This window comes from Pseudomonas sp. FG1 (assembly GCF_034313875.1).
Classification (GTDB): Bacteria; Pseudomonadota; Gammaproteobacteria; order Pseudomonadales; family Pseudomonadaceae; genus Aquipseudomonas; species Aquipseudomonas veronii.
Map to the genome: position 1 here is coordinate 710,996 of NZ_JAVIWP010000001.1, position 25,652 is coordinate 736,647.

The 25,652-nt window shown below is 61.4% G+C and carries 23 protein-coding genes and 1 riboswitch; of the genes, 11 read left to right on the forward strand and 12 right to left on the reverse strand.

All coding sequences use genetic code 11. The features are described 5' to 3' along the window. Positions 1-6 precede the first annotated feature (6 nt). Positions 7-2,112 (reverse strand): putative bifunctional diguanylate cyclase/phosphodiesterase, encoded by a 2,106-nt coding sequence (locus RGV59_RS03345; RefSeq protein WP_017844950.1) that lies wholly within the window; start codon positions 2,110-2,112, stop codon positions 7-9. Between the two features lie 312 nt (positions 2,113-2,424). On the opposite strand from RGV59_RS03345, the gene RGV59_RS03350 reads away from it, so the two are divergent. Beyond that, positions 2,425-3,090, forward strand: coding sequence for a polysaccharide lyase family 7 protein (locus tag RGV59_RS03350; RefSeq protein WP_102617721.1), 666 nt, complete (start codon positions 2,425-2,427; stop codon positions 3,088-3,090). 181 nt (positions 3,091-3,271) lie between these two features. On the opposite strand, the gene fba is transcribed toward RGV59_RS03350, so the two are convergent. The 6 genes from fba to tkt form a co-directional block, all read right to left on the reverse strand. After that, positions 3,272-4,336 (reverse strand): class II fructose-bisphosphate aldolase, encoded by a 1,065-nt coding sequence (gene fba / locus RGV59_RS03355; RefSeq protein ID WP_003177554.1) that lies wholly within the window; start codon positions 4,334-4,336, stop codon positions 3,272-3,274. Positions 4,337-4,617: 281 nt separating this feature from the next. After that, positions 4,618-4,950: an MliC family protein gene (locus RGV59_RS03360; protein WP_017844952.1), complete on the reverse strand. Its 333-nt coding sequence runs from the start codon at positions 4,948-4,950 to the stop codon at positions 4,618-4,620. Positions 4,951-5,010: 60 nt separating this feature from the next. After that, positions 5,011-5,238: a hypothetical protein gene (locus RGV59_RS03365; RefSeq protein ID WP_017844953.1), complete on the reverse strand. Its 228-nt coding sequence runs from the start codon at positions 5,236-5,238 to the stop codon at positions 5,011-5,013. A 26-nt stretch (positions 5,239-5,264) separates the two neighbouring features. After that, positions 5,265-6,428, reverse strand: coding sequence for a phosphoglycerate kinase (locus tag RGV59_RS03370; protein ID WP_017844954.1), 1,164 nt, complete (start codon positions 6,426-6,428; stop codon positions 5,265-5,267). An 18-nt stretch (positions 6,429-6,446) separates the two neighbouring features. After that, on the reverse strand, positions 6,447-7,496 hold the full coding sequence (gene epd / locus RGV59_RS03375; protein WP_017844955.1) for an erythrose-4-phosphate dehydrogenase: 1,050 nt from the start codon (positions 7,494-7,496) through the stop codon (positions 6,447-6,449). Positions 7,497-7,705: 209 nt separating this feature from the next. Then, positions 7,706-9,703, reverse strand: a complete 1,998-nt coding sequence (tkt, locus tag RGV59_RS03380; RefSeq protein WP_017844956.1) for a transketolase — start codon at positions 9,701-9,703, stop codon at positions 7,706-7,708. Between the two features lie 259 nt (positions 9,704-9,962). Between tkt and RGV59_RS03385 the strand changes: the two genes are divergently transcribed. The 5 genes from RGV59_RS03385 (at position 9,963) to RGV59_RS03405 (ending at position 14,934) form a co-directional block, all read left to right on the forward strand. After that, positions 9,963-10,958, forward strand: a complete 996-nt coding sequence (locus RGV59_RS03385) for an ArsR/SmtB family transcription factor (RefSeq protein ID WP_026139787.1) — start codon at positions 9,963-9,965, stop codon at positions 10,956-10,958. 19 nt (positions 10,959-10,977) lie between these two features. Then, on the forward strand, positions 10,978-12,168 hold the full coding sequence (gene metK, locus RGV59_RS03390; RefSeq protein ID WP_017844958.1) for a methionine adenosyltransferase: 1,191 nt from the start codon (positions 10,978-10,980) through the stop codon (positions 12,166-12,168). A gap of 219 nt (positions 12,169-12,387) precedes the next feature. Next, on the forward strand, positions 12,388-12,738 hold the full coding sequence (locus tag RGV59_RS03395; RefSeq protein WP_017844959.1) for a DUF1090 family protein: 351 nt from the start codon (positions 12,388-12,390) through the stop codon (positions 12,736-12,738). A gap of 99 nt (positions 12,739-12,837) precedes the next feature. After that, positions 12,838-14,499: an NAD-dependent DNA ligase LigB gene (ligB, locus tag RGV59_RS03400; protein ID WP_017844960.1), complete on the forward strand. Its 1,662-nt coding sequence runs from the start codon at positions 12,838-12,840 to the stop codon at positions 14,497-14,499. Positions 14,500-14,538: 39 nt separating this feature from the next. Then, complete coding sequence (locus RGV59_RS03405) at positions 14,539-14,934, forward strand: DUF1090 domain-containing protein (protein WP_046487954.1); 396 nt, start codon at positions 14,539-14,541, stop codon at positions 14,932-14,934. Positions 14,935-14,939: 5 nt separating this feature from the next. On the opposite strand, the gene RGV59_RS03410 is transcribed toward RGV59_RS03405, so the two are convergent. After that, complete coding sequence (locus RGV59_RS03410; RefSeq protein ID WP_017844962.1) at positions 14,940-15,389, reverse strand: c-type cytochrome; 450 nt, start codon at positions 15,387-15,389, stop codon at positions 14,940-14,942. 129 nt (positions 15,390-15,518) lie between these two features. On the opposite strand from RGV59_RS03410, the gene RGV59_RS03415 reads away from it, so the two are divergent. Beyond that, positions 15,519-16,703, forward strand: coding sequence for a murein transglycosylase A (locus RGV59_RS03415; protein ID WP_046381782.1), 1,185 nt, complete (start codon positions 15,519-15,521; stop codon positions 16,701-16,703). 52 nt (positions 16,704-16,755) lie between these two features. On the opposite strand, the gene RGV59_RS03420 is transcribed toward RGV59_RS03415, so the two are convergent. The 4 genes from RGV59_RS03420 to RGV59_RS03435 all read right to left on the reverse strand — a co-directional run bounded on the left by RGV59_RS03420 (position 16,756) and on the right by RGV59_RS03435 (position 20,714). Beyond that, positions 16,756-17,142 carry an MAPEG family protein gene (locus RGV59_RS03420; protein ID WP_046381781.1) on the reverse strand — a complete coding sequence of 129 codons (387 nt, stop codon included), beginning with the start codon at positions 17,140-17,142 and terminating at the stop codon, positions 16,756-16,758. A gap of 178 nt (positions 17,143-17,320) precedes the next feature. Then, on the reverse strand, positions 17,321-18,208 hold the full coding sequence (locus RGV59_RS03425; protein ID WP_017844965.1) for a formate/nitrite transporter family protein: 888 nt from the start codon (positions 18,206-18,208) through the stop codon (positions 17,321-17,323). A gap of 71 nt (positions 18,209-18,279) precedes the next feature. Then, positions 18,280-20,211 (reverse strand): patatin-like phospholipase family protein, encoded by a 1,932-nt coding sequence (locus RGV59_RS03430; protein WP_322246881.1) that lies wholly within the window; start codon positions 20,209-20,211, stop codon positions 18,280-18,282. Between the two features lie 98 nt (positions 20,212-20,309). Continuing rightward, entirely contained in the window at positions 20,310-20,714 is a 405-nt protein-coding gene (locus RGV59_RS03435) for an acyl-CoA thioesterase (RefSeq protein WP_017844967.1), read from the reverse strand. Between the two features lie 198 nt (positions 20,715-20,912). Next, a riboswitch (S-adenosyl-L-homocysteine riboswitch) is annotated at positions 20,913-21,019 on the forward strand. Between the two features lie 21 nt (positions 21,020-21,040). Here RGV59_RS03435 and ahcY point away from each other — a divergent pair. The 4 genes from ahcY to RGV59_RS03455 all read left to right on the forward strand — a co-directional run bounded on the left by ahcY (position 21,041) and on the right by RGV59_RS03455 (position 25,496). Beyond that, a complete protein-coding gene (gene ahcY / locus RGV59_RS03440; protein ID WP_017844968.1) occupies positions 21,041-22,450 on the forward strand; it encodes an adenosylhomocysteinase in 1,410 nt (469 codons plus the stop codon). Positions 22,451-22,622: 172 nt separating this feature from the next. After that, a complete protein-coding gene (gene metF, locus RGV59_RS03445; protein ID WP_169884521.1) occupies positions 22,623-23,468 on the forward strand; it encodes a methylenetetrahydrofolate reductase [NAD(P)H] in 846 nt (281 codons plus the stop codon). Between the two features lie 78 nt (positions 23,469-23,546). Further along, complete coding sequence (locus tag RGV59_RS03450) at positions 23,547-24,629, forward strand: hypothetical protein (RefSeq protein ID WP_198864245.1); 1,083 nt, start codon at positions 23,547-23,549, stop codon at positions 24,627-24,629. A 63-nt stretch (positions 24,630-24,692) separates the two neighbouring features. Continuing rightward, positions 24,693-25,496 carry a substrate-binding periplasmic protein gene (locus tag RGV59_RS03455; RefSeq protein ID WP_017844970.1) on the forward strand — a complete coding sequence of 268 codons (804 nt, stop codon included), beginning with the start codon at positions 24,693-24,695 and terminating at the stop codon, positions 25,494-25,496. Positions 25,497-25,652: the final 156 nt, after the last annotated feature.

Below are 25,652 nucleotides of genomic sequence, written 5' to 3' on the forward strand. Positions count from 1 at the left end.
GCGAATTCAGCAGGAACGGGCGCGCAACCAGTCGACCACCGCCCCGGCCATCAACGGTGGGGCCGCCCATGGCCCCTGGACAAACGGGCAACCATTGGCCTTGAGCCACTGGGCTTGCTCCAGCGTCTCTACGCCCTCGGCGACTACCAGCACACCGAAATGCCCGCACAACTCGATAATGCTACGGGCCATCGCCGCATCCCGCGCCGAGCCCGGCAGGCCCGCGACCAATTGGCGGTCCAGCTTGAGTGTGTCGAATGGCAGGTCGCGCAGATGGGCCAGGGAACAGTGGCCGGAACCGAAGTCATCCAGGGCGATGCGTACCCCGACCGCGCGCAGTAACTTGAACTGCTTGGCGGACGCTTCGAGGTTATGCATCAGGCTGTCCTCGCCGATTTCCACCTCCAACTGGCGCCCCTGCAACCCATGTCGGTCGAGTACCTGCTGCAGTTGGCTCGCCAGGTTGGGCATGTTGAACTGGCTGCTGCTCAGGCTCACGCTCAACACCAGTTCATCCTCGAACATGGCTTGCCACACCTGACGCTGAGCGGCGACCTGGTGGTAGATCCAGGCACTCAACTGGCTGATCAGCCGCGCCTCTTCCAGCAGAGGCAAAAACAGCCCCGGCGGTACATCGCCGACACTCGGGTGCTGCCAGCGCAACAACGCCTCGACGCCGCGCAGATGGCCGTCCTCCAGAGACACCTGGGGCTGGTACACCAGGGTGAAATCCTTGTTCTGAATGGCGTTGCGCACGCTGTCCTCGAGCATCAGCCGCGAGCGGGCACGACCGTTCATTTCCTGATCGTAATAGCGATATTGCTGACGCCCCGCACGCTTGGCCTCATACATGGCGATGTCAGCCGCACGCAACAGGCCGCCCAAGTCCGAGCCGCAATCCGGAAAAGTCGCGATGCCGATGCTGACCCCGAGCATCACCTCCAAGCCATCCACCTGTTGGCAAACAGACACCCGCTCGATCAGTTTTTCCGCAATCTTCGCCGCCTGTTCGGGGAACTCCAGTTCCAACAACGCCGTGAATTCATCCCCACCCATGCGTCCGAGAATGTCGTAGGAACGCAGGCAGCTCTGCAACTGTTCCGAAACCCAGCGCAGCACCCGATCACCCGCGTCATGCCCCAGCGAGTCGTTGACCCGTTTGAAGCCGTCGAGGTCCAGGTACAACAAGACCAGCGACTGCTCGGTGCGATCGCTGCGCAGCAGGGAGTTTTCCACGGCCTGGTAAAAGCCACGACGGTTCAACAACCCGGTCAGCGGGTCGGTCACCGCCTGGAACTCCAGTTGCTGATGCAGGTGGCAGACCTCGGACATGTCCAACACGGTCACCACCATGGCCTTCTGCTCGGCGGGCAACGGCGCACAAGAGAGCGCCACCGGCACCTGCTGACCGCGGCCGGTACGCAAGATCGCATCATGCAAACGCCAGGTTTGGCCTTGACGGAAACCGGCGTACATCTGCGATTCCAGCCAGGCAGGCACATGGGGTTTTTGCAGGAAACTCAAAAAATCCTTGCCCTTGAGCTCATCGTGCGTGGCATTGAGCAGGCGCGAAATCGCCGGGTTGGCGTACTCGATCACGCCCGCATCACTCACCACGAGGATGCCTTCGGCGGCGTTGTCCAGCACCGAGGCATTGAAGGCGCGGGCGGACTCCAGGTCATGGCTCAGGCGCTGCAACGCCCGACGGGTGCGCTGCTGCTCCAGCAACGCCTGGACCTTGGGCTTGAGGATATGCGGGTCGAAGGGTTTAAACAGGTAATCGATGGCGCCGCTGGCATAACCTTCCAGCACGGCGGCCGGCGATTGCGCATTCGCGCTGAGAAAGATGATCGGCGTCATGCGCGTGCGCTGGCTGCCGCGCATCAGGCGGGCGACTTCAAAACCGTCCATGCCGGGCATCATCACGTCGAGCAGCACCAGGTCTACCTCGTGCTGGAGCAACAGTTCCAGAGCCTCCAGGCCGGAACCGGCGGTCACCACCTGCCAGTCATCACCTTGCAAAAGGGCGCGCATGCTAATCAGATTTTCCGGGTAGTCATCGACCACCAGAAGAACCGAACCGCCATCGCCTTGGTGTGGAGCGCATTCCATGCTACGTCTCTTCCTTAAGGTACCGCACCGGTCAGTTCTGACAGAAAACCCGGGCAAGCACTGAGGTCTCACTCTAGCCTTGGTTCCCAAAAATCAGAAGTGAAGCGGGGGCCATCATCGCACCAAAGACTGCTAAGCCGACTAACGGTCAACCCCTGCAGCCCACGGTTCATGGGGAACATGGCTTTTTGACATTCCCTTGGCGTCAATAATTTGCCAGGCATTCATTAACAAGCGGCGGACTACCGCCTATAAAGATGCTGTCTGGCCCAAGGGCCAAAGCCTATACCTATCTGTAAAAAGGCCTACGCCATGATTGATCTTTCCACTTGGAACCTGAGCATTCCGGTCGGCTCGCCTCCCGCGACCATCAACACCCCGAAGCTGATGAGTGGCTTCAATGACCAATATTTCCAGGCCGAAGGCAGCAACGTGCAATTCTGGACACCCGTCACCGGCACACGTACCGAGAACGCCATTTACCCCCGCAGCGAACTGCGCGAAACCTACGCCGACGGGCGTCTGCGCAACTGGACCTACCCCGAAGCCGACAATTATCTGCGCGCCACGCTGGCCGTCAACCAGGTGCCCTCCTCCGGGAAAATCGTCATCGGCCAGATCCACGCCTACGACAGCCAGAAACCCTTGATCAAGGTGGAATACCAGTTCAAGGAAAAAACCCAGACCGGCAACATTGTCGCCAAGGTCCGCATGCGCCCGGACGACGATGAAAGCCGGGTGATCATCGTCGCCTCCAATGTGCCGCTGGAGAAGAGTTTTACCTACGTGATCAACCTCAACAAAGCCGGGTTGCTCAGTGTCGTAGCAGCCGACGGGCAGTGGAATGAGCGCATTGGCGCGGCCTGGGGCAGCAAGCCGCTGTATTTCAAGGCGGGGGCGTATGTGCAGGACAATAGCGGGGATAGCAAGGAAGGGGCGAAGGTGACGTTTGCGAAGTTGGATATTGATCACGAGTGAACGGATTGGCCTCATTACGAGCAGGGATTGTCTGATCAGCACAATGAGCACGCCCTGGTAAACGCCGTTCCCCTGTGTAGCCTTAGGACTCGGTGCTGGTCCTACACGCCTGCAAGCTGATCAAATTCCAGCCGCAAAAAAAGCCCGCATCGCTGCGGGCTTCTTTTTAAACGCTTGAGGCTTAGTTCACCTTAGCGTTCAACTCACCTTTCAGGTAACGCTGGTACATCGCTTCCAGGGAGATCGGCTTGATCTTCGAAGCATTGCCCGCAGTACCAAACGCTTCATAACGTGCGATACACACATCGCGCATCGCGGTCACGGTGGCGCCGAAGAATTTACGTGGGTCGAATTCGCTCGGGTTGGTGGCCATCAGGCGACGCATCGCGCCGGTGGATGCCAGGCGCAGGTCGGTGTCGATGTTGACCTTGCGCACGCCGTATTTGATGCCTTCGACGATTTCTTCAACCGGTACGCCGTAGGTTTCTTTGATGTCGCCGCCGTACTGGTTGATGATCGCCAGCCACTCTTGCGGCACCGAGGAAGAACCGTGCATCACCAGGTGGGTGTTGGGGATGCGCTTGTGGATTTCCTTGATGCGGTCGATGGCCAGCACGTCGCCGGTAGGCGGCTTGGTGAACTTGTAGGCGCCGTGGCTGGTGCCGATGGCGATGGCCAGGGCGTCGACCTGGGTCTTCTTGACGAAGTCGGCGGCTTCTTCCGGGTCGGTCAGCATCTGGCTGTGATCCAGCACGCCTTCGGCGCCGATGCCGTCTTCTTCGCCAGCCATGCCGGTTTCCAGGGAACCCAGGCAGCCCAGCTCACCTTCAACCGAGACGCCGCAGGCGTGAGCCATGGCCACGGTTTGTTGGGTGACGCGCACGTTGTACTCGTAGTCGGTCGGGGTCTTGCCGTCTTCGCCGAGGGAGCCGTCCATCATCACCGAGCTGAAGCCCAGTTGGATGGAACGCTGGCACACGTCCGGGCTGGTGCCGTGATCCTGGTGCATGCACACCGGGATGTGCGGGAATTCTTCGATCGCGGCGAGGATCAGGTGACGCAGGAACGGGGCGCCGGCGTATTTACGCGCACCGGCCGAAGCCTGGACGATCACTGGGGAGTCGGTCTTGTCAGCGGCTTCCATGATGGCGCGCATCTGCTCAAGGTTGTTGACGTTAAAGGCTGGGACGCCGTAGCCGAACTCGGCTGCGTGGTCCAGCATTTGACGCATGCTGATAAGTGCCATTGTGTTGTCTCTCCCGGTCGAGGGTCGTTAATCGTGCAAGCCTGCCGTAGCGGCGGCTGCTATTCAAGTTATTGCCGGTCAGGCTTTGCATACCTGGCCTGCTGAATCGTTTTTTGTGAGCCGGACTCAACGCCGACATCACTTTGAAACCGTATCAATGTGGGAGGGGGCTTGCCCGCGACGGCGATTTACCTGTCGACATCGCGAGTGGCTGACCCAACGCTATCGGGGGCAAGCCCCTCCCACATTTTGGTCTCATTAATGTTGAGACCGTGTTCTGTTTACTGGGCCTTGCAGCCACGTCCGATCAGATCGTCCGTGGCCACCCAGTAAACCAGGCCTTCCTCACCTTTTGTGTGAAACGCCAACTGATCGTTGCTGTAGAGCACACCCGATGCCGCCACATCCTGCTTGAGGCGGTAAACCTGGGTCGAGCCGCCGAGGCGGACATCCACTTCGGTGCGGGCCGGGTTGGCAAAGCGCCAGTTGACCTCGGCCTTGCTGTCGCAGGTCCAGGTCGTCCATTTGTCGGCAGGCTCTGCCTTGTTGAACATGTTCATGCTGCTGCAACCGGCCAGTAACGCCAGTGCTGCCAGGGCGAAAACGCCTTTCATTGCCAATCCTCGCACGCAGGCCTTGGGCCTGCGTTGCAGTCGGTTAGTTGATCAGACCCTTCAAGGGCAACCCTGTTCCTGACCGTTGGGCGCAGAGTCGTATTTCTCCAGCCGTTCGTTGCCCATGCGCTTGTTGATCACCGGCATGGTCTCGGCTTGCCAATCGGCTTGGTAGCAGCTTTTTTTCTGCGCCGGCAGCGCCTTTCCAGGCGCCGGCGCCGCGCTCGGCGTGCTGCCGCAGCCGGCCAACAGGCCCGCTGCGATCACCAGTGCCAACGACTTGATCATGGGAAGGCTCCTTTTCCTGATCTGCCTCAGCCTTTGGCTCGGCTTTCCAGGACTTCAACCGCCGGCAGGACCTTGCCTTCGACGAACTCGAGGAACGCGCCGCCACCGGTGGAAATGTAGGAGATCTGGTCGGCAACGCCATATTTATCGATGGCCGCCAGGGTGTCGCCGCCGCCAGCGATGGAGAATGCCGAGCTTTCGGCAATGGCCTTGGCCAGCACTTTGGTGCCGTTGCCGAACTGGTCGAACTCGAACACGCCGACCGGGCCGTTCCACAGGATGGTCCGGGAGGCTTTCAGCAATTGCGCGAAGTTGGCTGCAGTTTGCGGGCCGATGTCCAGGATCATGTCGTCAGCGGCCACGTCATCGATAAGCTTGACGGTGGCTTCAGCGCTTTCGGCAAATTCCTTGGCCACGACCACGTCCACCGGCAGCGGCACGCTGACCTTGGCCGCGATGGCGCGAGCGGTGTCCAGCAGGTCCGGCTCGTACAGCGACTTGCCCACCGGGTGACCGGCTGCAGCCAGGAAGGTGTTGGCAATGCCGCCGCCGACGATCAGCTGGTTGCAGACCTGGCTCAGGCTGTTGAGCACATCCAGCTTGGTGGAGACTTTGGAACCGGCCACGATGGCCGCCATTGGTTGGGCCGGCGCCTTCAGGGCCTTGCCCAGCGCGTCCAGCTCGGCAGCCAGCAACGGGCCGGCGGCAGCGACCTTGGCGAACTTGGCCACGCCGTGGGTCGAACCTTCAGCACGGTGGGCGGTGCCGAAGGCGTCCATCACGAACACGTCGCACAGGGCGGCGTATTGCTGGGCCAGTTCGTCACTGTTCTTTTTCTCGCCCTTGTTGAAGCGCACGTTTTCGAACAGCACGACGTCGCCGGCTTTCACGTCGACGCCGCCGAGGTAGTCAGCCACCAGCGGCACGTCGCGGCCCAGGGCCTTGCTCAGGTAATCGGCCACAGGCTTGAGGCTGTTTTCGGCCGAGAACTCACCTTCGGTCGGACGACCCAGGTGGGAGCAGACCATCACGGCCGCACCTTTTTCCAGGGCCAGCTTGATGGTCGGCAGCGAGGCCAGGATTCGCGCATCGCTGGTGACAACACCGTCCTTGACTGGGACGTTGAGGTCTTCGCGAATCAGTACGCGTTTACCTTGCAGATCGAGGTCGGTCATCTTCAACACGGTCATGGGTGGCAATTCCTGAGGCTAAAGTTTTGGAGAGGCTGTTTGCAGATAGTGTTCTGCGACGTCCAGCATTCGGTTGGCAAACCCCCATTCGTTGTCGAACCAGGCCAGGATATTCACCAGCCTCGGGCCGGAAACGCGGGTCTGGCTGGCATCGACAATCGCCGAATGCGGGTCATGGTTGAAATCACAACTGGCGTGGGGCAACTCAGTGTAGGCCAGCAAACCTTTGAGCGGGCCGCTGGTGGCGGCGTCGCGCAGAATCCGGTTGACCTCCACCGCATCGGTGTCGCTGACGGTTTGCATGGTGATGTCCAGGCATGAAACGTTCACCGTCGGCACCCGCACGGCTTTGGCCTGAATTCGCCCGGCAAGTTCCGGCAACAGCCGTTCGATGCCACGCGCCAGACCGGTGGACACCGGAATCACCGACTGAAACGCCGAACGCGTGCGGCGCAGGTCTTCATGGTGATACGCGTCGATCACCGGCTGGTCGTTCATCGCCGAGTGGATGGTGGTGATCGACACGTAGTCCACGCCGATCGCCTGGTCCAGCAGGCGCAACAACGGCACGCTGCAGTTGGTGGTGCAGGAAGCGTTGGACACCAGCCGCTCAGCGCCGGTCAGGCAATCCTGGTTGATGCCGTAGACGATGGTAGCGTCGACATCCGCCTCGCTGGCCATCGGCTGGGAAAACAGCACACGCGGCGCGCCGGCATCGAGAAAACGCTGGCCGTCGGCACGGGTGTTATAGGCACCGGAGCATTCCAACACCAGGTCGACGCCCAGCGCCGCCCAGTCGATGCCCTCGGGGGTGGCACTGCGCAGCACTTTCACGCAGTCGCCCTTGATATGCAGACAATCGCCTTCCACCCGCACTTCGCCGGGGAACCGGCCGTGGGTGGAGTCAAAGCGTGTCAGGTATTCGATGCTGGCCATGTCGGCCAAATCGTTGATCGCGACAATCTCAAACCCGGCCGCCGCCCCTCGCTCGAACAGAGCACGCAAGACGCAACGACCAATACGGCCGTAGCCGTTGAGTGCAACTTTGTAGGGACGCGGTTGGGGCATGGGGTTCTCGCAGTGTGGGCGACACAAACCATCTAACCAATGTAGGAGCGAGCTTGCTCGCGAAGATCGTCAACGATAACGCAGCGTCTCTGGTTTGACGCGGCGCTCTCTCGTTCTTCGCGAGCAAGCTCGCTCCTACAGTGGGTGCGATGGGCAGTCGCCACCGCACATCTGTGTGCAGCAGCCAGTTGGCCACCGCGTTCGCGCTTTTAGTCTTCCAGCAGCTCTTCAGCCTGACCCAGGATGTTTTCCAGGGTGAAACCGAACTCTTCGAACAAGGCTGGCGCCGGCGCCGACTCACCGTAGGTGGTCATGCCGATCACGCGGCCTTCCAGGCCCACGTACTTGTACCAGTAGTCGGCGTGAGCCGCTTCGATGGCGATACGCGCGCTGACCTGCAGCGGCAACACCGATTGCTTGTAGTCGGCGTCCTGGGCTTCGAACACGCTGGTGCAAGGCATGGACACCACGCGCACGTTGCGGCCCTGGGCAGTCAGCTTGTCGTAGGCCTGAACGGTCAGGCCGACTTCGGAACCGGTGGAGATCAGGATCAGCTCCGGCTCGCCGATGCAGTCCTTGAGCACATAGCCACCACGGCTGATGTCAGCGATCTGCGCGTCAGTGCGAACCTGATGTTGCAGGTTCTGACGGGAGAAGATCAGCGCCGAAGGGCCGTCCTTTCGCTCGATCGCGTGTTTCCAGGCCACGGCGGATTCGACCGCGTCGGCTGGGCGCCAGCAATCCAGGTTCGGCGTGGTGCGCAGGCTGGTCAATTGCTCGACCGGCTGGTGGGTCGGGCCGTCTTCGCCCAGGCCGATGGAGTCGTGGGTGTACACGTGGATCACGCGTTTCTTCATCAGCGCGGCCATACGCACTGCGTTGCGCGCGTATTCCATGAACATCAGGAAGGTCGCGCCGTAAGGCACCAGACCGCCATGCAGGGACACGCCGTTCATGATCGCGCTCATGCCGAATTCGCGCACGCCGTAGTACATGTAGTTACCGCTGGCGTCTTCGGCGGAGACACCTTTGCAACCTTTCCACAGGGTCAGGTTGGAACCGGCCAGGTCGGCCGAACCGCCGAGGAACTCAGGCAGCAGCGGGCCAAAGGCGTTCAAGGTGTTCTGGCTGGCTTTACGGCTGGCGATGGTCTCGCCCTTGGCCGCGACTTCGGCGATGTAGGCCGAGGCTTTTTCCGCGAAGTCGGCAGGCAGGTCACCGGCGAGGCGGCGTACCAGCTCATTGGCAAGCTCCGGGAATTCGGCGGAGTAGGCGGCGAAACGCTGGTCCCACTCGGCTTCGGTGGCCAGGCCTTGTTCCTTGGCATCCCATTCGGCGTAGATGTCGGCCGGGATTTCGAACGGGCCGTAGTTCCACTTCAGCGCTTCACGGGTCAGGGCGATTTCCGCGTCACCCAGCGGGGCGCCGTGGCAGTCTTCTTTGCCTTGCTTGTTCGGCGAGCCGAAACCGATGGTGGTCTTGCAGCAGATCAGGGTCGGCTGCTCGCTCTTGCGGGCGGTGTCGATAGCGGTCTTGATTTCTTCCGGGTCGTGGCCGTCGACGTTGCGGATCACCTGCCAGTTATAGGCCTCGAAACGCTTAGGGGTGTCGTCGGTGAACCAGCCTTCGACTTCGCCGTCGATGGAGATGCCGTTGTCGTCGTAGAAGGCAATCAGCTTGCCCAGGCCCAAGGTACCGGCCAGAGAAGCGACTTCGTGGGAAATGCCTTCCATCATGCAGCCATCACCCAGGAATACGTAGGTGTGGTGGTCGACGATGTGGTGGCCGGGGCGGTTGAACTGCGCGCCCAGGACTTTTTCAGCCAGGGCGAAACCGACGGCGTTGGCCAGGCCTTGGCCCAGGGGACCGGTGGTGGTCTCGACGCCTGGGGTGTAGCCGAATTCCGGGTGACCCGGGGTACGGCTGTGCAACTGGCGGAAGTTTTTCAGATCGTCGATGGTCAGATCGTAGCCGGTCAGGTGCAGCAGCGAGTAGATCAGCATCGAGCCGTGGCCGTTGGACAGCACGAAGCGGTCACGGTCGGCGAAAGACGGGTTGGTCGGGTTGTGTTTCAGGTAGTCACGCCAGAGTACCTCGGCGATATCCGCCATGCCCATCGGGGCACCGGGATGGCCGCTGTTGGCTTTTTGCACGGCATCCATGCTGAGGGCACGAATGGCGTTGGCACGCTCACGACGGCTGGGCATCGCTGTTCTCCTGAGGGTTGAATAAAAGAAACGGAAAAAAGGACCGGCATTTTCCCTCAGCCACCGCCTGCGGGCAATGACAGATAGTCACTTGGGGGCGTTTTTCCTGTGGTTTGCGCGGCAATCGCCTGCAGAACCCTGCCGCCGCTTCGTCTAACGGGAATAGCGCTCGCTTATAACCTCCACTTATCGACCAATATCAAAACTTTTTGATATTGACCTTGCGATGATTTCCACCCGTCACTAGACTGCTGGCCTTATGAACCTACCCGTGCCCTCCCTGCGTCCCGACGATGGCGATGAACTGGCAGCCTTATGCAAAGCCGCTGGCGATCCGTTGCGCCTGAACGTCTTGCGGGTGCTGGCCAACGATTCCTTCGGCGTGCTGGAACTGGCGCAGATCTTCGCCATCGGCCAATCGGGCATGAGCCATCACTTGAAGGTCCTGGCCCAGGCCGACCTGGTGGCCACCCGCCGCGAAGGCAATGCGATTTTTTACCGCCGTGCCCTGCCCCACACCGAGTTGCTCGGCGGCAAGCTGCACAGCGCGCTGCTGGAAGAAGTGGACAACTTGAGCCTGCCCGGCGACGTGCAATCACGCATCGGCCAGGTTCACGGGCAGCGTGCGGCGGCCAGCCAGGACTTTTTCTCACGGGTCGCCGAGAAGTTTCGCGCCCAGCAAGACCTGATCGCCGGCTTGCCGCAATATCGCGAAAGTGTACTGGCGTTGTTGGACAAGCTGAGCTTCAGTCATAAAGCGACGGCCCTGGAAGTCGGGCCTGGCGATGGCGGCTTTTTGCCGGAACTGGCGCGCCGCTTTCAACAGGTCACGGCGCTGGACAACAGCCCGGCGATGCTCGAACTGGCACGCCAGCTGTGCGAGCGCGAGGCCTTGGGCAACGTCAGCCTGCAGTTGGCCGATGCCCTGAATGACACCAGCCTGCGGGCCGATTGCGTGGTGCTGAACATGGTCCTGCACCATTTCGCCGCCCCCGCCGACGCCCTCAAGCAGATGGCGAATTTGCTGCAACCCGGCGGTAGCCTGCTGGTTACAGATTTATGCAGCCACAACCAGAATTGGGCCAGGGAGGCCTGCGGTGATCTCTGGTTGGGTTTTGAACAGGACGATCTGGCCCGTTGGGCCACCGCTGCGGGACTCGTTCCCGGGGAAAGCCTCTATGTAGGTTTACGTAATGGTTTCCAGATCCAGGTCCGCCATTTTCAGCGACCGGCTGGCGACACTCACCATCGGTAAATATCAGGAAAACATCGAGATGAGCGAATACTCCCTTTTCACCTCCGAGTCCGTGTCTGAAGGGCATCCGGACAAAATCGCCGACCAGATTTCTGATGCGGTGCTGGACGCCATCATTGCTGAAGACAAGTTCGCCCGTGTGGCGTGCGAGACTCTGGTGAAAACGGGCGTGGCGATCATCGCCGGCGAAGTCACCACCACGGCCTGGGTCGACCTGGAGCATATCGTCCGCGAGGTGATCACCAACATCGGCTATAACAGCTCCAACGTCGGCTTTGACGGCGCGACCTGCGGCGTGATGAACATCATCGGCAAGCAGTCCCCGGACATCAACCAGGGTGTCGACCGCGCCAAGCCAGAAGACCAGGGCGCCGGCGACCAGGGCCTGATGTTCGGCTACGCCAGCAACGAAACCGACGTGCTGATGCCAGCGCCGATCACCTTCTCGCACCAACTGGTGCAGCGCCAGGCCGAAGCCCGCAAATCCGGCCTGCTGCCGTGGCTGCGTCCGGACGCCAAGTCCCAGGTGACGTGCCGTTATGAAGGCGGCAAAGTGGTCGGTATCGATGCTGTCGTGCTGTCGACCCAGCACAACCCGGACGTTTCCTACGCCGACTTGCGCGAAGGCGTGATGGAGCTGATCGTCAAGCACGTGCTGCCGGCTGAACTGCTGAACAAGGACACCCAGTTCCACATCAACCCGACCGGCAAGTTCATCATCGGTGGCCCGGTGGGCGACTGCGGCCTGACCGGGCGCAAGATCATCGTCGACAGCTATGGCGGCATGGCCCGTCACGGCGGTGGCGCGTTCTCCGGCAAAGACCCATCCAAGGTTGACCGTTCGGCGGCCTACGCCGGTCGCTACGTGGCCAAGAACATCGTCGCCGCTGGCCTGGCCGAGCGTTGCGAGATTCAGGTGTCCTACGCCATCGGCGTGGCCCAGCCTACGTCGATCTCGCTGAACACCTTCGGCACCGGCAAGATCAGCGATGACAAGATCGTCAAACTGGTGCGCGAGATCTTCGACCTGCGCCCTTACGCGATCACCACCATGCTCGACCTGCTGCACCCGATGTACCAGGAAACCGCGGCCTACGGCCACTTCGGCCGTACCCCGGCGCAGAAGACAGTCGGCGACGACACCTTCACCACCTTCACCTGGGAAAAAACCGACCGCGCCAACGACCTGCGTATCGCTGCCGGCCTGTAATCGCTTGCGCTACCCAAAGCCCTGCCGGGTTCGCCCGGCGGGGCTTTTTATTGTCGGGAGATTCGCCTCGGTGTTCACATTTTTTGGATCCAAACCTTGCAGGCTAAATAGTGGCCCACTAGAATCCGCGCCCTCTCGGGCCCTCCACCTTATTCTGGATATTGCACTGCGCCGGCCCGGGACTCATCAGCGCGCAGGCAATCGGACATTGAGGTTTTCATGCAAATTTCCACGCTCGCCCCTGCCGCCCTGCTGCTCAGCCTGTTTGCCCTGCCGGTGAACGCCGCCGACCTGAGCGCACTGAGTGGCGCACTGAGCTCCCAGCTCGGTGGCGGCAACTCCGGCGACTGCCAGCAGCATGCCAAAGACCTGCAAACCAAGATCGACGCGGCCAATGCCAAGAATGACGCGTTGAAAGTGAAGGCCTTCGAAGCCGCGCTGGAGCAGGTCAACAAAGGCTGTAACAAACTCGCCGAGTCCCAGGCCAACGTCGATGCCAAGCAGCAAAAGCAGCAGGCCAAGGCAGAAAACAACGATGCCGTGAAAGCCCTGGGTGGTCTGTTCAAGTAAGCAGAAACACCCGGTAAAAAGCCCCGCTCTGTCGGGGCTTTTTTGTGGGCGCGAAGATCCCTTAGGCTGAACGCCCCTTACCGAGCAAGGATGCTCCCGATGCGCTTGCTGATCGTTCTTTTACTCAGTGTTCTAACCGGGTTGGCCAGGGCTGAAGAGTGCCCCGATGACGCACGGGCGCAAATCGGCCCGCTGGCTCGGCAAATCAGCCTCTGGGACGACAGTTACCACCGGCTCGGCCATTCGCCCATCAGCGACGAACTCTACGACCAGGCCCGCCAGCGCCTGGCTCACTGGCAGCGGTGTTTCCCGCAACCGGCGGCGGTGGCCGACAAGCCTCTGGCCAGCTCACGGGGCACCTCGCCGCACCCGGTGGCCCATACGGGCCTGGACAAATTGCTCGACGAACACGCCGTCGGCGAATGGCTCCAGGTTCGCCAAGATGTGTGGGTCCAGCCTAAGGTCGATGGTGTCGCCGTGAGCCTGGTGTACCGCCAGGGGCGCCTGCACCAAGTGATCAGCCGGGGCGACGGCCTGCTCGGCCAGGACTGGTCGGCCTGCGCGAAAAAAATCCCCGGTATCGTCCAGCAACTGCCGGAGCCCATCGACCTGGTGCTGCAAGGTGAGCTCTATTGGCGTCTCGACGACCATGTGCAATCAAGCCTGGGCGGGCTCAATGCGCGCAGCAAGGTGGCCGGTTTGATGAACCGTCGACAGTTGAGCGACGCCGAGGCCGCCGGGATCGGTCTGTTTGTCTGGGCCTGGCCCGACGGCCCGGCGGACTTCACCGAGCGCCTGGCCACCCTGGCAGGCTGGGGCTTCATCGACAGCCAACGCTACAGCCGGCCCATCCAGGACATCGCCGGCGCCGCCCGCTGGCGCACCTACTGGTACAACCATCCACTGCCTTTTGCCAGTGATGGCGTCGTGCTGCACCAGGCCACACGCGCACCCGCCAAGCGCTGGCAGGTCAGTGCGCCTTACTGGGCAGTCGCCTGGAAATACCCCGCCGCCAAAGCCCTCGCGCTGGTACGCAAGGTGCAGTTCAACATCGGCCGCACCGGGCGCATCACCCCTATCCTGGAACTCGAACCGGTGCGCCTGGACGACCGGCAGATCAGCCGCGTCAGCACCGGCTCCCTGCAACGCTGGAAAACCCTGGATATCCGCCCCGGCGACCAGGTCGCCATCAGCCTCGCCGGTCAGGTCATCCCGCGACTGGACGAGGTGGTCCTGCGCAATGAGACCCGAGTGGACATCCAAGTCCCCAACGCCCGGGACTTTCACGCCCTGAGTTGCTGGCAACTGGACCCTGGCTGCGAAGAACAGCTGCTGTCGCGCCTGACCTGGTTGAGCGGCAACCAGGGCCTGGGCCTGCCGCATATGGGCCGGGAGACGTGGAACGTATTGATCCAGGCCGGTCTAATCGCAGGCTTCCTCGATTGGTTGACCCTCGATGCGGCAGAGCTTGCTAACATTGAGGGCTTCGGCGATCGCAGCCGTGCGCGGGTGCTCGACAGTATCCAAAGCGCGCGGCAACGGCCTTTCGCTCAATGGCTCAAAGCCCTGGGTGTACCGCCTGCGGCACGCAATAACCTGGAAGGCGACTGGCAGGCGCTGGTTGCCAAGGACACCCAAGCCTGGCTGGCCCTGGATGGCATCGGCCCGGGCCGCGCGGCGCAACTCAGCGCTTTTTTTCGCGACCCGCAGATACAGGCTTTGGCTGAGACACTACGCGTGGCTGGAATAGACGGGTTTTGAACCCGACCCGGCCATCAGATTGCGACTTTGGAGCTCCATATGAAATTTTTAGCCCCTTTTGCCCTGCTGACCGTCGCATGCTTCATGGCGACGCCGCTGCTGGCAGCCGAAGAAGCAACCCCGCTGACCGGCTGCGCCGCCAAGCGCCAGGCCATCAGCACCCAGATCGAACAGGCCAAGGCCCATGGTGACAGCGCGCAACAGGCCGGCCTGGAGAAAGCCCTGAGTGAAGTCACGGCCAACTGCAACGAGGCGACCTTGAAAAAGGAACGCGAAAACAAAGTGCTCGACGCCAAGCATGACGTCAGCCGCCGTCAGGCCGACCTCGACAAGGCGATGAAAAAAGGCGACGCGGACAAGATCAACAAACGCAAGGACAAACTGGCCGAGTCGCGCAAAGCACTGCAGGATGCGGTGGAAGAACTCGACCAGTAAACCGGTCAGTGGTCCCGGAACTGCTTATGACAGGCGCTGCAGGCATCTTCGACTTTCTGCACAGCAGGCGAAAGGTTACTGGCCTTGTAAGGCTGCACCTGGCTTGCGATCACCAATTCACCGGTGGCCGCTTCGAGGTCGCGGGCCATTTGCTGGAATTGCGCCTGTTTTTGCCAGACGTCGTCCTTGGCGCTGGTGTGGTCTTCCTCACGCACGCTCGGAAAATGCTTCCATGGCTCATGGGACAGCGCATCGAGCTTGACCGCGCCTTCGGCGAACTTCGCGCCGTCGAACGGGATGCGCCCACGCAACATGCCACCCAGGTCTTCGCCGGTCTTGAGCATTTGCTTGAAGATCGCTTTGCGCTGGCCCAGGGGCGAATTCGGATCAACGCCGCCACAGGCGGACAGCGCCAGGCAGGCCAGCAGTACAACAGTCAGTTTTTTAAAAGTCATGGTGGCTTCGAGGTCACGGGAAACGGCGGCCAGTATCCTCGCCCCACCCGCAAAGACCAATAGCCCTATTAACGATAAGGGTTGCCCAAACGCGTCGACGCACGGGCAATCGCTTCAGGAATTGCTTGTATGAATATCGCTTTGAAACCCTGGAGCCGCCGTCTGGCGTGGGCTCTACCGATGATCGCGGTGCTGGCCGGCTGCGATGCGGGCAAGGACACGCACAAAGATGAAACAATCAAACCCCATGCGGTGGCCACCTATGTGAACGCACCGTGGGAAGCCCTGCCGGCGGTGTCCGACAGCGAACTGCTGGCCGGGTTTGAGTCCTGGCGCAGCGCCTGCCAACGCCTCAAGGCTGACCCGGTGTGGGGCGCGACCTGCGCGGCGGCAACGGCGGTGCCAGGCGATGCCGCGGCGGTTCGCGGTTTTCTCAAGGAACGCCTGGACGTATTCGGCCTGCGCTCGGCCGACAACACACCGAACGGCCTGATCACCGGCTACTACGAACCCGTCTACCCCGGCAGCCTGACCGAAACCCCCACCGCCCATGTGCCGGTGTACGGCGTGCCGGACGACCTGATCATCGTCAACCTCGAAAGCATCTACCCGGAACTCAAGGGCAAGCGCCTGCGCGGCCGCCTGGAAGGTCGTGTACTCAAGCCGTATGACGACGCCAGCACGATCAACGGCCAAGGCTCCACCGCCAAGCCGATCGCCTGGCTGACCGACCCGATGGACCTGCAGTTCCTGCAGATCCAGGGTTCGGGGCGGATTCAACTGGCAGGCGGGCGCCAATTGCGCATCGGCTATGGCGACCAGAACGGCTACCCCTACCGTCCTATCGGCCGCTGGCTGGTGGAGCAAGGCGAACTGAAGAAAGAAGACGTGACCATGGGTGCCATCGGCGCCTGGGCCAAGGCGCATCCGCAGCGCATTCCGGAACTGCTGGCGAGCAACCCCAGCTACGTGTTCTTCAGCGCCCGCCCCGACAGCAACGAAGGCCCTCGCGGCTCGCTGAACGTGCCGCTGACCGCCGGCTACAGCGTGGCGGTGGATCGCAAGGTGATTCCGCTGGGCAGCTTGTTGTGGCTGTCGACCACACGCCCGGACGGTGCGCCGATCGTGCGCCCCGTCGCCGCGCAGGATACTGGCGGCGCAATCACCGGCGAAGTGCGCGCAGACTTGTTCTGGGGCACAGGGGCGGCCGCAGGCGAACTGGCAGGGAATATGAAGCAGCAGGGGCAGATCTGGATGTTGTGGCCAAAGGGCGCCGCATTACCCCAGGTACCGGATGCCCCGGCCGGCACCTGACAGACGCTGATCGACAGTGTGGGGCAAGCCAGCCCCCACACTGCGGCAAGCGTTAGATCGAGACGAAGAAGAAACTCGCAATCAGCGCCATGCCCACCGCCCACACCAACGAGCGCAGGATGGCCCAGTCCGCCAGGTAGCAGATGATGTACAGCAGGCGGCTGGTGATAAACAGCACCGCGAGGACATTGATCGTGACCAGTTCGGCGGTGCCGGCCAGGTGCGCGATGATCACTGCGGCAGCAAACGCCGGGGTCACTTCAAAGCTGTTGAGCTGCGCGTTATGGGCGCGTTTGGCGAAGCCTTCCAGGGTATCGAGGAAGGCACGCGGGTCATGGTTCTGCCGTGGCCCGAACTTGCCGCCACTGAATTTGGCCACACCGGTACACAGGTACGGCAGAAAGATTGCAATCAATACACACCAGAAAGCGACAGTCATCACTCATTCCTTTTTTGGTTTTATCAAGGCGATCAACGCTTTATCACGAACATGCCGATCCGCATCCAGCCACAGGCTCTGCGCCCAACCGCATGGCCCAAAGCACTCAAGCGTAGCTCATCAAAACGCACACCCCCAACCGCCATGGGTTGTGTCGGCAGCGCGTTGATTCTGCCGCTCACTGATCCTTATTGATCCGCTGCGGATGCCTCGGGTCCGCTGCAACCTTACCCGGCAAGCTGCTTTCGCTGCGGATCTGCGCATGACTGATCAGCGCAAAGATACAGCTGCCGCCAATGATATTGCCGGCCAGGGTCGGCCCGGCGAATATCAGCCAGAAATCCTTCCACGGCAGTTCACCGGCAAATACCAGGTAAGACACTTCCGCCGAGCCGACCACGATGTGGGTGAAATCCCCCAGCGCCATCAAGTAGGTGATCAGGATGATGATCCAGAGCTTGGCGCTTTCCATCGACGGAATCATCCACACCATGGTGGCGATCATCCAGCCGGAAACGATGCCCTTGGCGAACATCTGGCCGGGGGCGTTTTCCATGACTTTGCGTCCGATCTCAAGGAAGGCCTGATCGGTCTTGGTATCGAAGATCGGCAGGTGCAGCATCACATAAGCCACCAGCAAGGTGCCGCACAGGTTACCCACCAGCACCACCGTCCACAGCCGCAGCAAGCGCCCGGCATTGGCCAGGGTCGGTTTGCTCATCACCGGCAGCACTGCGGTCAGGGTGTTTTCGGTGAACAACTGCTGACGCGCGAGAATCACCGCCAAAAAGCCCGCGCAGTAACCGAAACTGGCGATGACTTTGAACCCTTCACCGTCCGGCAGGCGCGAATTGAGCAGGCCCATGCCCATCAATGACAGGCCCATGGTCAGGCCGGCCGCCAGCGCCGACCACCACAATGCCGCCACCGTGCGCTCCAGTTCCTGGTCGCCCTGGGTACGGATGATTTCATGCAGCACCGCCGCGCGGGGTGGCTGGTTCTTGTCGACGTCGTGCTGCTCTTCCTTCGACAGGTTGGGGGTCTTGCCGTCGTCGTGCGTGGCCATGATGCTCCAGAGTCCAAGGGGTGCCTGTAGCTACGACAGGCTGGAGCGATGGCTGTTCAGTGGCCTGGCAACTAAACCGGTATGCGCCAGGCCTTGGCCATCTCCACCGTGGTCGAACTGAACGGTTTTGACCAGGGCTTGTTGCGCGCGCCGTAGTGCCGAATGATCTCGTCGAGCACCCGGTTGAACTCCGCGGGGGTGGTCGCCTTGGCCAAATCCGCCGCAGCGCGTTGCAGCAGGTCGACATTGGCGTCGGTCTGGCCTGGCCGGTACAGCGATGGGTAGATGACCTCGCGGGTGAAGTTTTCGGCCTTTACCGCGATGTCGCGCCGTTTCATTTCGGCGACCGCACTGGCCATGACGCTGGACATCGGCGAGGCGCCCGAAGCCTGCTTGGCCGCCACCTGCAACAACTGCTGAAAATTGCGCTGCCCCACGGCATTCAATCGACGCCCCAGCCACTCGACGTGCTCAGGCCGGCTGGCGAGCGCATCCAGGTTACGCAGCGCGGCAGACAACTCAGGTGTGAAGATCAAGGTGTCGTGGGCCTGGTTCACCTTGGCAATGGCACTGTCCAGGGTTTGCAGCGCTTGTTGTGCGTTCTGTCTGAACATCAACACCGCGGCGGCGGCCGGGTCTTTCTGCAAGGTTGCTTGCGCACTGGCCAGCATCGCATCGTCCATTGCCAGCACCGCGTCATCCAACGAGGCAAACGTGTGATGCTCGCGCACCGTGTCGCGTTGTTCCAAGTGCGCCGCCACGGTTTTGCGCGCCTGTGCCTGTAGATGCTGCTTGTCTTGCGCGCTCATGGTGAAATTCACGGTGCCGTTGAGCGTGCCGCGAAAGTCCCCCTTATCCGTCTTCAGCGGCAGGACCACGGTCTGCTCGGCAAACGCCTTGAGCCGCTCATTTTGATAGGCCTCGGCGGACGCATGGGGCGTTCCCGTCAGCTTGTCGACGAGGCTGCTGAAAAAACCGCCGCCTTTTTTCGGCATCGCTGCGTCTTCGGCTTCAAACTTGACGATCAGAGACTCGTGCTGGCTCAACGGGCTTTCTGCAAACGAGGGCTCGATCACCCCGGGGGCCGGCGTGTTGAGCAGCAGGCCGCCGTCCTGGAATGCAGTGGCTTCGGCGGTTTCCTGGAAGGCATGCCCCTGCTCGCCAGGGCGCTTGAAAAGCACCGGCAACGACGCCGAGATGTGCGCGGCGCGGGCGATGTCCATGTCCGGGGTCAGGCTGGCGTTGAACGTCACCAGTTGCGGGCGGCCGTCGAACATCCCTGTGCCGGTGATATTGAGCGGTTTAATCGCCGGGATATGTCGGTTCAACACCTCAAGATCGCGAAACGTCGGAGCCTCGCCGGCGCTGATCCGGTCGGCGATTTTCATGACTTCACCAGGCCGGGTGGCCCTTGGCGTAGCGGCGATATGGGCAAGGACCGATTGGCGCGACTCATTGCGCAGCAATTGCTCCAAGGGACGCGCCTCGGTTTGCAGGCGCGGCATCATGGTCAGCAACAATTGAGAGATATTGCCCGCCGGGCCTGGCAAGCGCCGGGTGAGTTTGCCCAGGCGAGCACTGGCCTCTTGTAGCCAGGCCGTCAACGGGTCGTCGCTGTTCAACAGGCTCGGCAGGTCGATGCGGTTCGATAGCTTGCCGAAGACCTCGGCGCTCATGCCGCTGGCGAGCAACGAGGCAGAAATCGCGCCGGCGGATGAGCCGGAAATAACCTGGATACCTTGCAGCTTCCCACTGTCCTCCAGCGCCTGCACCATTCCCGGATAGGCAATGCCTTTGGCGCCTCCGCCGCTGAGCACCAGATGGCTGGGCGGTGGCGGCGACAACACCACCTCCACCTGGCCGTCAATATTGCGGGAAAGACTCAGTTTGCGCGGTCCCGCGGCCTCAACCAACGTGGTTTTCACGTCTTGGCTGAGGGGGGCTTGCGATGACTGGAGCGAAAGCGGCTGCATCTGCTCAGCCGGATTGGACGACACTTTCATACATAGGCTCTCGATACAGAACGTAGTCCTGAGTCGTGAGAAAGCCTGGGAAAGATCCACGCGGAATGATTTGGTAAAGCAATCAAACCGCTGTGCGGTTACGCAGGAGGGCTGTCTTCCTTGAACTGGTCTTTCACGTATTTGATCTCGGTCCGGCCGTGAGGCGCGGGCAAACCGTCTTCGCCGAGGTTGACGAAGACCATTTTTTCCACGGTGAGGATGCTTTTGCGGGTGATCTTGTTGCGCACTTCACAGGTCAGGGTGATGGAGGTGCGGCCGAAATCGGTGGCGGTGATGCCCAGCTCGATGATGTCGCCCTGGCGCGAGGCGCTGACGAAGTTGATTTCGGAGATGTACTTGGTCACCACGCGCTGGTTGCCCAATTGGACAATCGCGTAGATGGCTGCTTCTTCGTCGATCCAACGCAGCAGGCTGCCACCGAACAGGGTGCCGTTGGGGTTGAGGTCTTCAGGTTTTACCCATTTGCGGGTGTGGAAGTTCATGGTCACTCCAAAGCGTCTTGCCGAATGATGGGCAATATCATGGCAGAGCCTGGGCGCAAGCTCTATGCGCCATTGCCTATCGCCCCCATGCGGGATCTTCATATCGCCGACAGAAAGGCTTGGGAAGTGCCGCATACACAGCTATAATCGCACCCGCTTCAAAACGGTCATCTTCAGTTGATACCGTTCTCCCGCCACCTGTCCGAGGGGCGCTGCAGCAGGTTAGACCTGTCAGGCTCGGATGGGGCGTTGTCCGGCCTGGTTGTCCTGGCCTGATACTAAACGCACAACGGCGCCCATTCGCACACTACGAATGGAGGCTCTTCATGAGCGCTGTAATTACGCCTGCAGATTTCAACGACTACAAAGTCGCCGACATGTCCCTCGCTGCCTGGGGCCGTCGCGAAACCTTTATCGCCGAATCCGAAATGCCTGCGCTGATGGGCCTGCGTCGCAAGTACGCCGCTGAGCAACCGCTCAAGGGCGCGAAGATTCTCGGCTGCATCCACATGACCATCCAGACTGCCGTGCTGATCGAAACCCTGGTTGCCCTGGGTGCCGAAGTGCGTTGGTCGTCCTGCAACATCTTCTCGACACAAGACCAGGCCGCCGCCGCCATCGCTGCTGCCGGTATCCCGGTATTCGCCTGGAAAGGCGAGACCGAAGCAGAGTACGAATGGTGCCTGGAGCAAACCATCCTGAAAGATGGCGCGCCTTGGGATGCCAACATGGTCCTCGACGACGGCGGCGACCTGACCGAGCTGCTGCACAAGAAGTACCCGCAGATCCTCGACCGCGTCCACGGCGTGACCGAAGAAACCACCACCGGCGTACACCGCCTGCTGGACATGCTGGCCAAGGGCGAGCTGAAAATCCCGGCCATCAACGTCAACGACTCGGTGACCAAGAGCAAGAACGACAACAAGTACGGCTGCCGTCACAGCCTGAACGATGCGATCAAGCGCGGCACCGACCACCTGCTGTCGGGCAAGCAAGCCCTGGTGATCGGCTACGGTGACGTGGGCAAGGGTTCGTCCCAGTCCCTGCGCCAGGAAGGCATGATCGTCAAGGTCTCCGAAGTCGACCCGATCTGCGCCATGCAAGCCTGCATGGACGGTTTCGAAGTGGTTTCGCCGTTCATCGATGGCATCAACGATGGCAGCGAAGCGAGCATCGACAAGGCCCTGCTGGGCAAGATCGACCTGATCGTCACCACCACCGGTAACGTGAATGTCTGCGATGCCAACATGCTCAAGGCCCTGAAGAAGCGCGCCGTGGTGTGCAACATCGGTCACTTCGACAATGAAATCGACACCGCTTTCATGCGCAAGAACTGGGCATGGGAAGAAGTGAAGCCACAGGTACACAAGGTTCACCGTACCGGCTCGGGCGATTTCGACCCGCAGAACGACGACTACCTGATCCTGCTGGCCGAAGGCCGCCTGGTAAACCTGGGTAACGCCACTGGCCACCCAAGCCGCATCATGGACGGTTCGTTCGCCAACCAGGTACTGGCGCAGATCTTCCTGTTCGGCCAGAAGTACGCCGACCTGTCGCCGGCCCAGAAAGCCGAGCGTCTGACCGTGGAAGTGCTGCCGAAGAAACTCGACGAAGAAGTGGCCCTGGAAATGGTCCGCGGCTTCGGCGGCGTGGTGACTCAACTGACCAAGACCCAGGCCGACTACATCGGCGTGACCGTCGAAGGTCCGTTCAAGCCGCACGCTTACCGCTACTAAGTAACCAGCTCCACCTGCTCTAACCTGTAGGAGCGAGCTTGCTCGCGAAAAACCCAAGGGCACCGCGTACAGCCTGTTTGACGCGTTATCGTTGACGTTCTTCGCGAGCAAGCTCGCTCCTGCAGTGCAGGTGGGTTGCACAGTCGGCTTCTGAGTTTCCAAGGGTATTACCATGTCCCAAGACCGTCGCTACAGCTTCGAGTTCTTTCCGACCAAGACCGATGCTGGGCATGAAAAACTGATGGCGACTGCCAAGCAGTTGGCCAGCTACCACCCCGACTTCTTCTCCTGCACCTACGGCGCTGGCGGCTCGACCCGTGACCGCACGATCAACACCGTGTTGCAGCTGGAAAGCGAAGTCAAAGTTCCCGCCGCGCCGCACTTGTCGTGCGTGGGCGACAGCAAGGCCGACCTGCGCGCCCTGCTGACCCAATACAAAGGCGCCGGCATCAAGCGCATCGTCGCCCTGCGCGGTGACCTGCCATCCGGCATGGGCATGGCCAGCGGTGAGCTGCGCTACGCCAACGACCTGGTGAGCTTCATCCGCGAAGAAAGCGGCGATCACTTCCACATCGAAGTGGCCGCTTACCCGGAGATGCACCCACAGGCGCGCAACTTCGAAGACGATCTGCAGAATTTCGTGCGCAAGGCCAACGCCGGCGCCGACAGTGCGATCACCCAGTACTTCTTCAACGCCGACAGCTACTTCTACTTCGTCGAGCGTGTACGGGCCATGGGTGTGAACATCCCGATCGTGCCGGGCATCATGCCGATCACCAACTACAGCAAGCTGGCGCGCTTCTCCGACGCCTGCGGTGCTGAGATCCCACGCTGGGTACGTAAACAACTGGAAGCCTATGGCGACGACGTCAAAAGCATCCAGGCATTCGGCGAACAGGTAATCAGTGAGATGTGTGAACAATTGTTGCAAGGTGGTGCGCCAGGGCTGCATTTCTATACCCTGAACCAGGCTGAACCTAGCCTTGCCATCTGGAACAACCTCAAGCTGCCACGCTGAAGTTTGCCCGGCTGTGCCAAGGCCCTCGTTTCTACGAGGGCCTTTGTCGTTTTACATGCCCACGGAACCCAGCAGTCCATGAATACAGTGCCCTCGACTTCCCGCCCGCAACTGGTGTATCTGGTTTTCGGTGCCCAGACCTACCATCAGGAAGCCGTCTTCAGTATCGCCAGCGCCTTGGCTTTTCTGCAGGACACCCCGGACGCCGTCGTGGACATCCAGGTATTCAGCGACAACCCCGAACCCTATCGCCTGCTGCCGGTACGCGTGCGCCCGCTGGACGACGCCACCCGCAAACGCTGGAGCGAGCCCCACGGCTATCACTTCCGCACCAAACACGTGGTGCTGCGCCAGGTGCTGGAAGAGTCGTCGACAGCCCTGCTGATCGACACCGACACCTTCTTCCACCATTCGCCCACAGCCCTGTTCGAGCGCGTGCAGCCCGGCACTCTGCTGTGCAACGCCTTCTACACCAAGTACGGCGACAATCACGAAAGCATCCTCTATAGCGCCCTGCACCAGCGCCTGCTGGACATGGGCGTGGCCGACGATGACATGATGACCCTCAACTCCGGCGTCATCGGCCTGACGCAACAGGACGCGCACATCCTCGATCGCTCCATCGAGTTGATGGATGAACTGTTCCCCCACGCCCAGGGCGCCTACACCCTGGAAGAGTTCTGCCTGTCGATCGCCGCCTACCGCACCGTGAATGTGCGCGAGTGCCCGGACCTGATCCACCATTACTGGAGCCGCAAGCAGTTGTTCCGCGCCAAGGTCAAGGCGTGGATCGCCAAGCATGCGGCCGCCCCCACCAGCGCGCAGGCCCTGGCCGACACGCGTCAGGTTTCCTCGCACCTACCGCGCCCGCCGCGCTTGCAGCGCCTGATGTACAAACTGATCACCCTGCTCTTGCCCAAGCACCAGCAGCAGTTCATCCGCGAAGTTCTCTACGGTTGCTACGAGCACGAGAACGAGTTCGACCAGGCGTGCGGCCCGGTGTGGTGGGACAAGGCGCGGCAGAATCAGGAAGAGCGCCAGCAACGTCCGCTCGACGCCCACCAACTGGAGCACTGGTTCGCCAACCCGGTGGTCAGGCTGATTCTGGGCGAGCGGCGCAGCGCGATCTACGAACATTTGATAACCTCGCCCGCCAAATAACGATCCTTGCAGATGCGCGTGCCAGAGCTTCTCTTTCATTCAGGAGCATCGTAACCTCAGGCCATGTCCGCCCTTCTTAAGCTGTTGACTGCGACTCTTTTTACTTGCCTGAGCCTGGCCGCTCACGGCGAGAAATTGCGCATCGTCACCGAACCGTGGGCGCCTTACGTGTATGACGACAACGGCACGATGCGCGGGCTGGACTATGAAACCACGGTGATCGTGTTCCAGCGCCTGGGCGTCGATGTGCAGTGGCAATTCCTGCCGTGGAAACGCTGCCTGGCGATGCTCGAACAAGGCCACGCCGACGGCGCGCTGGACATTTTCCACAGCCATGAGCGCGATGCCCTGCTGCTGTACCCCAGCGAACCGCTGTCGGAAGTGGAGTTCGTGCTGTTCTACGCCAATGAGCGGCCCCACCCGGTCCAGACCCTCGACGAGTTGCGCGGGCTGACCGTGGGCACCTCGCCGGGTTACCTGTACGGCGCCGAATTCAGTGAGTCCAGCGTGTTCCAACGCGAGCCGGCGCCGAGTCATGAAGCGAACTTCGGCAAATTGCTGCTTGGCCGCATCGATCTGCTGGTGACTGACCGCAGGGTCGGCCAGCATGTGATCGCGGCCTTGGGCCTGGAAGGCCAGGTCAGCCAGGCGCCCGCCGTGATCCGCCGCCAGCAGCAGTTCCTTGCCGTGCGCCGTGGCGCGGGCATGGACCTGCTGGTGCAGCGCTTTGCCGCCGAACTCAAGCGTTTCAAGCAAGAGCCGGCCTACGCCGCCTTGAGCGCCAAATATGGTGGTATTCAAAGCGCAGCGGCGCCGATTACACTGCACGAACACACCGTTGAGCAGCAGGAAAGCAGCGCGCGGTGATTGCTCTGTTATACTCGGACCTTCCCGCCAGGCTTACGCCCGGCCGCTGAGGTCTTGAAAAAGACACCCAACCCAGCTACTGCGCAGCTTTGCGGCCCGCGCGAGCCATTGGAGTGTCCGCCAGACGCAGCAGGACCGGACGGGGTTGCGCTCCCC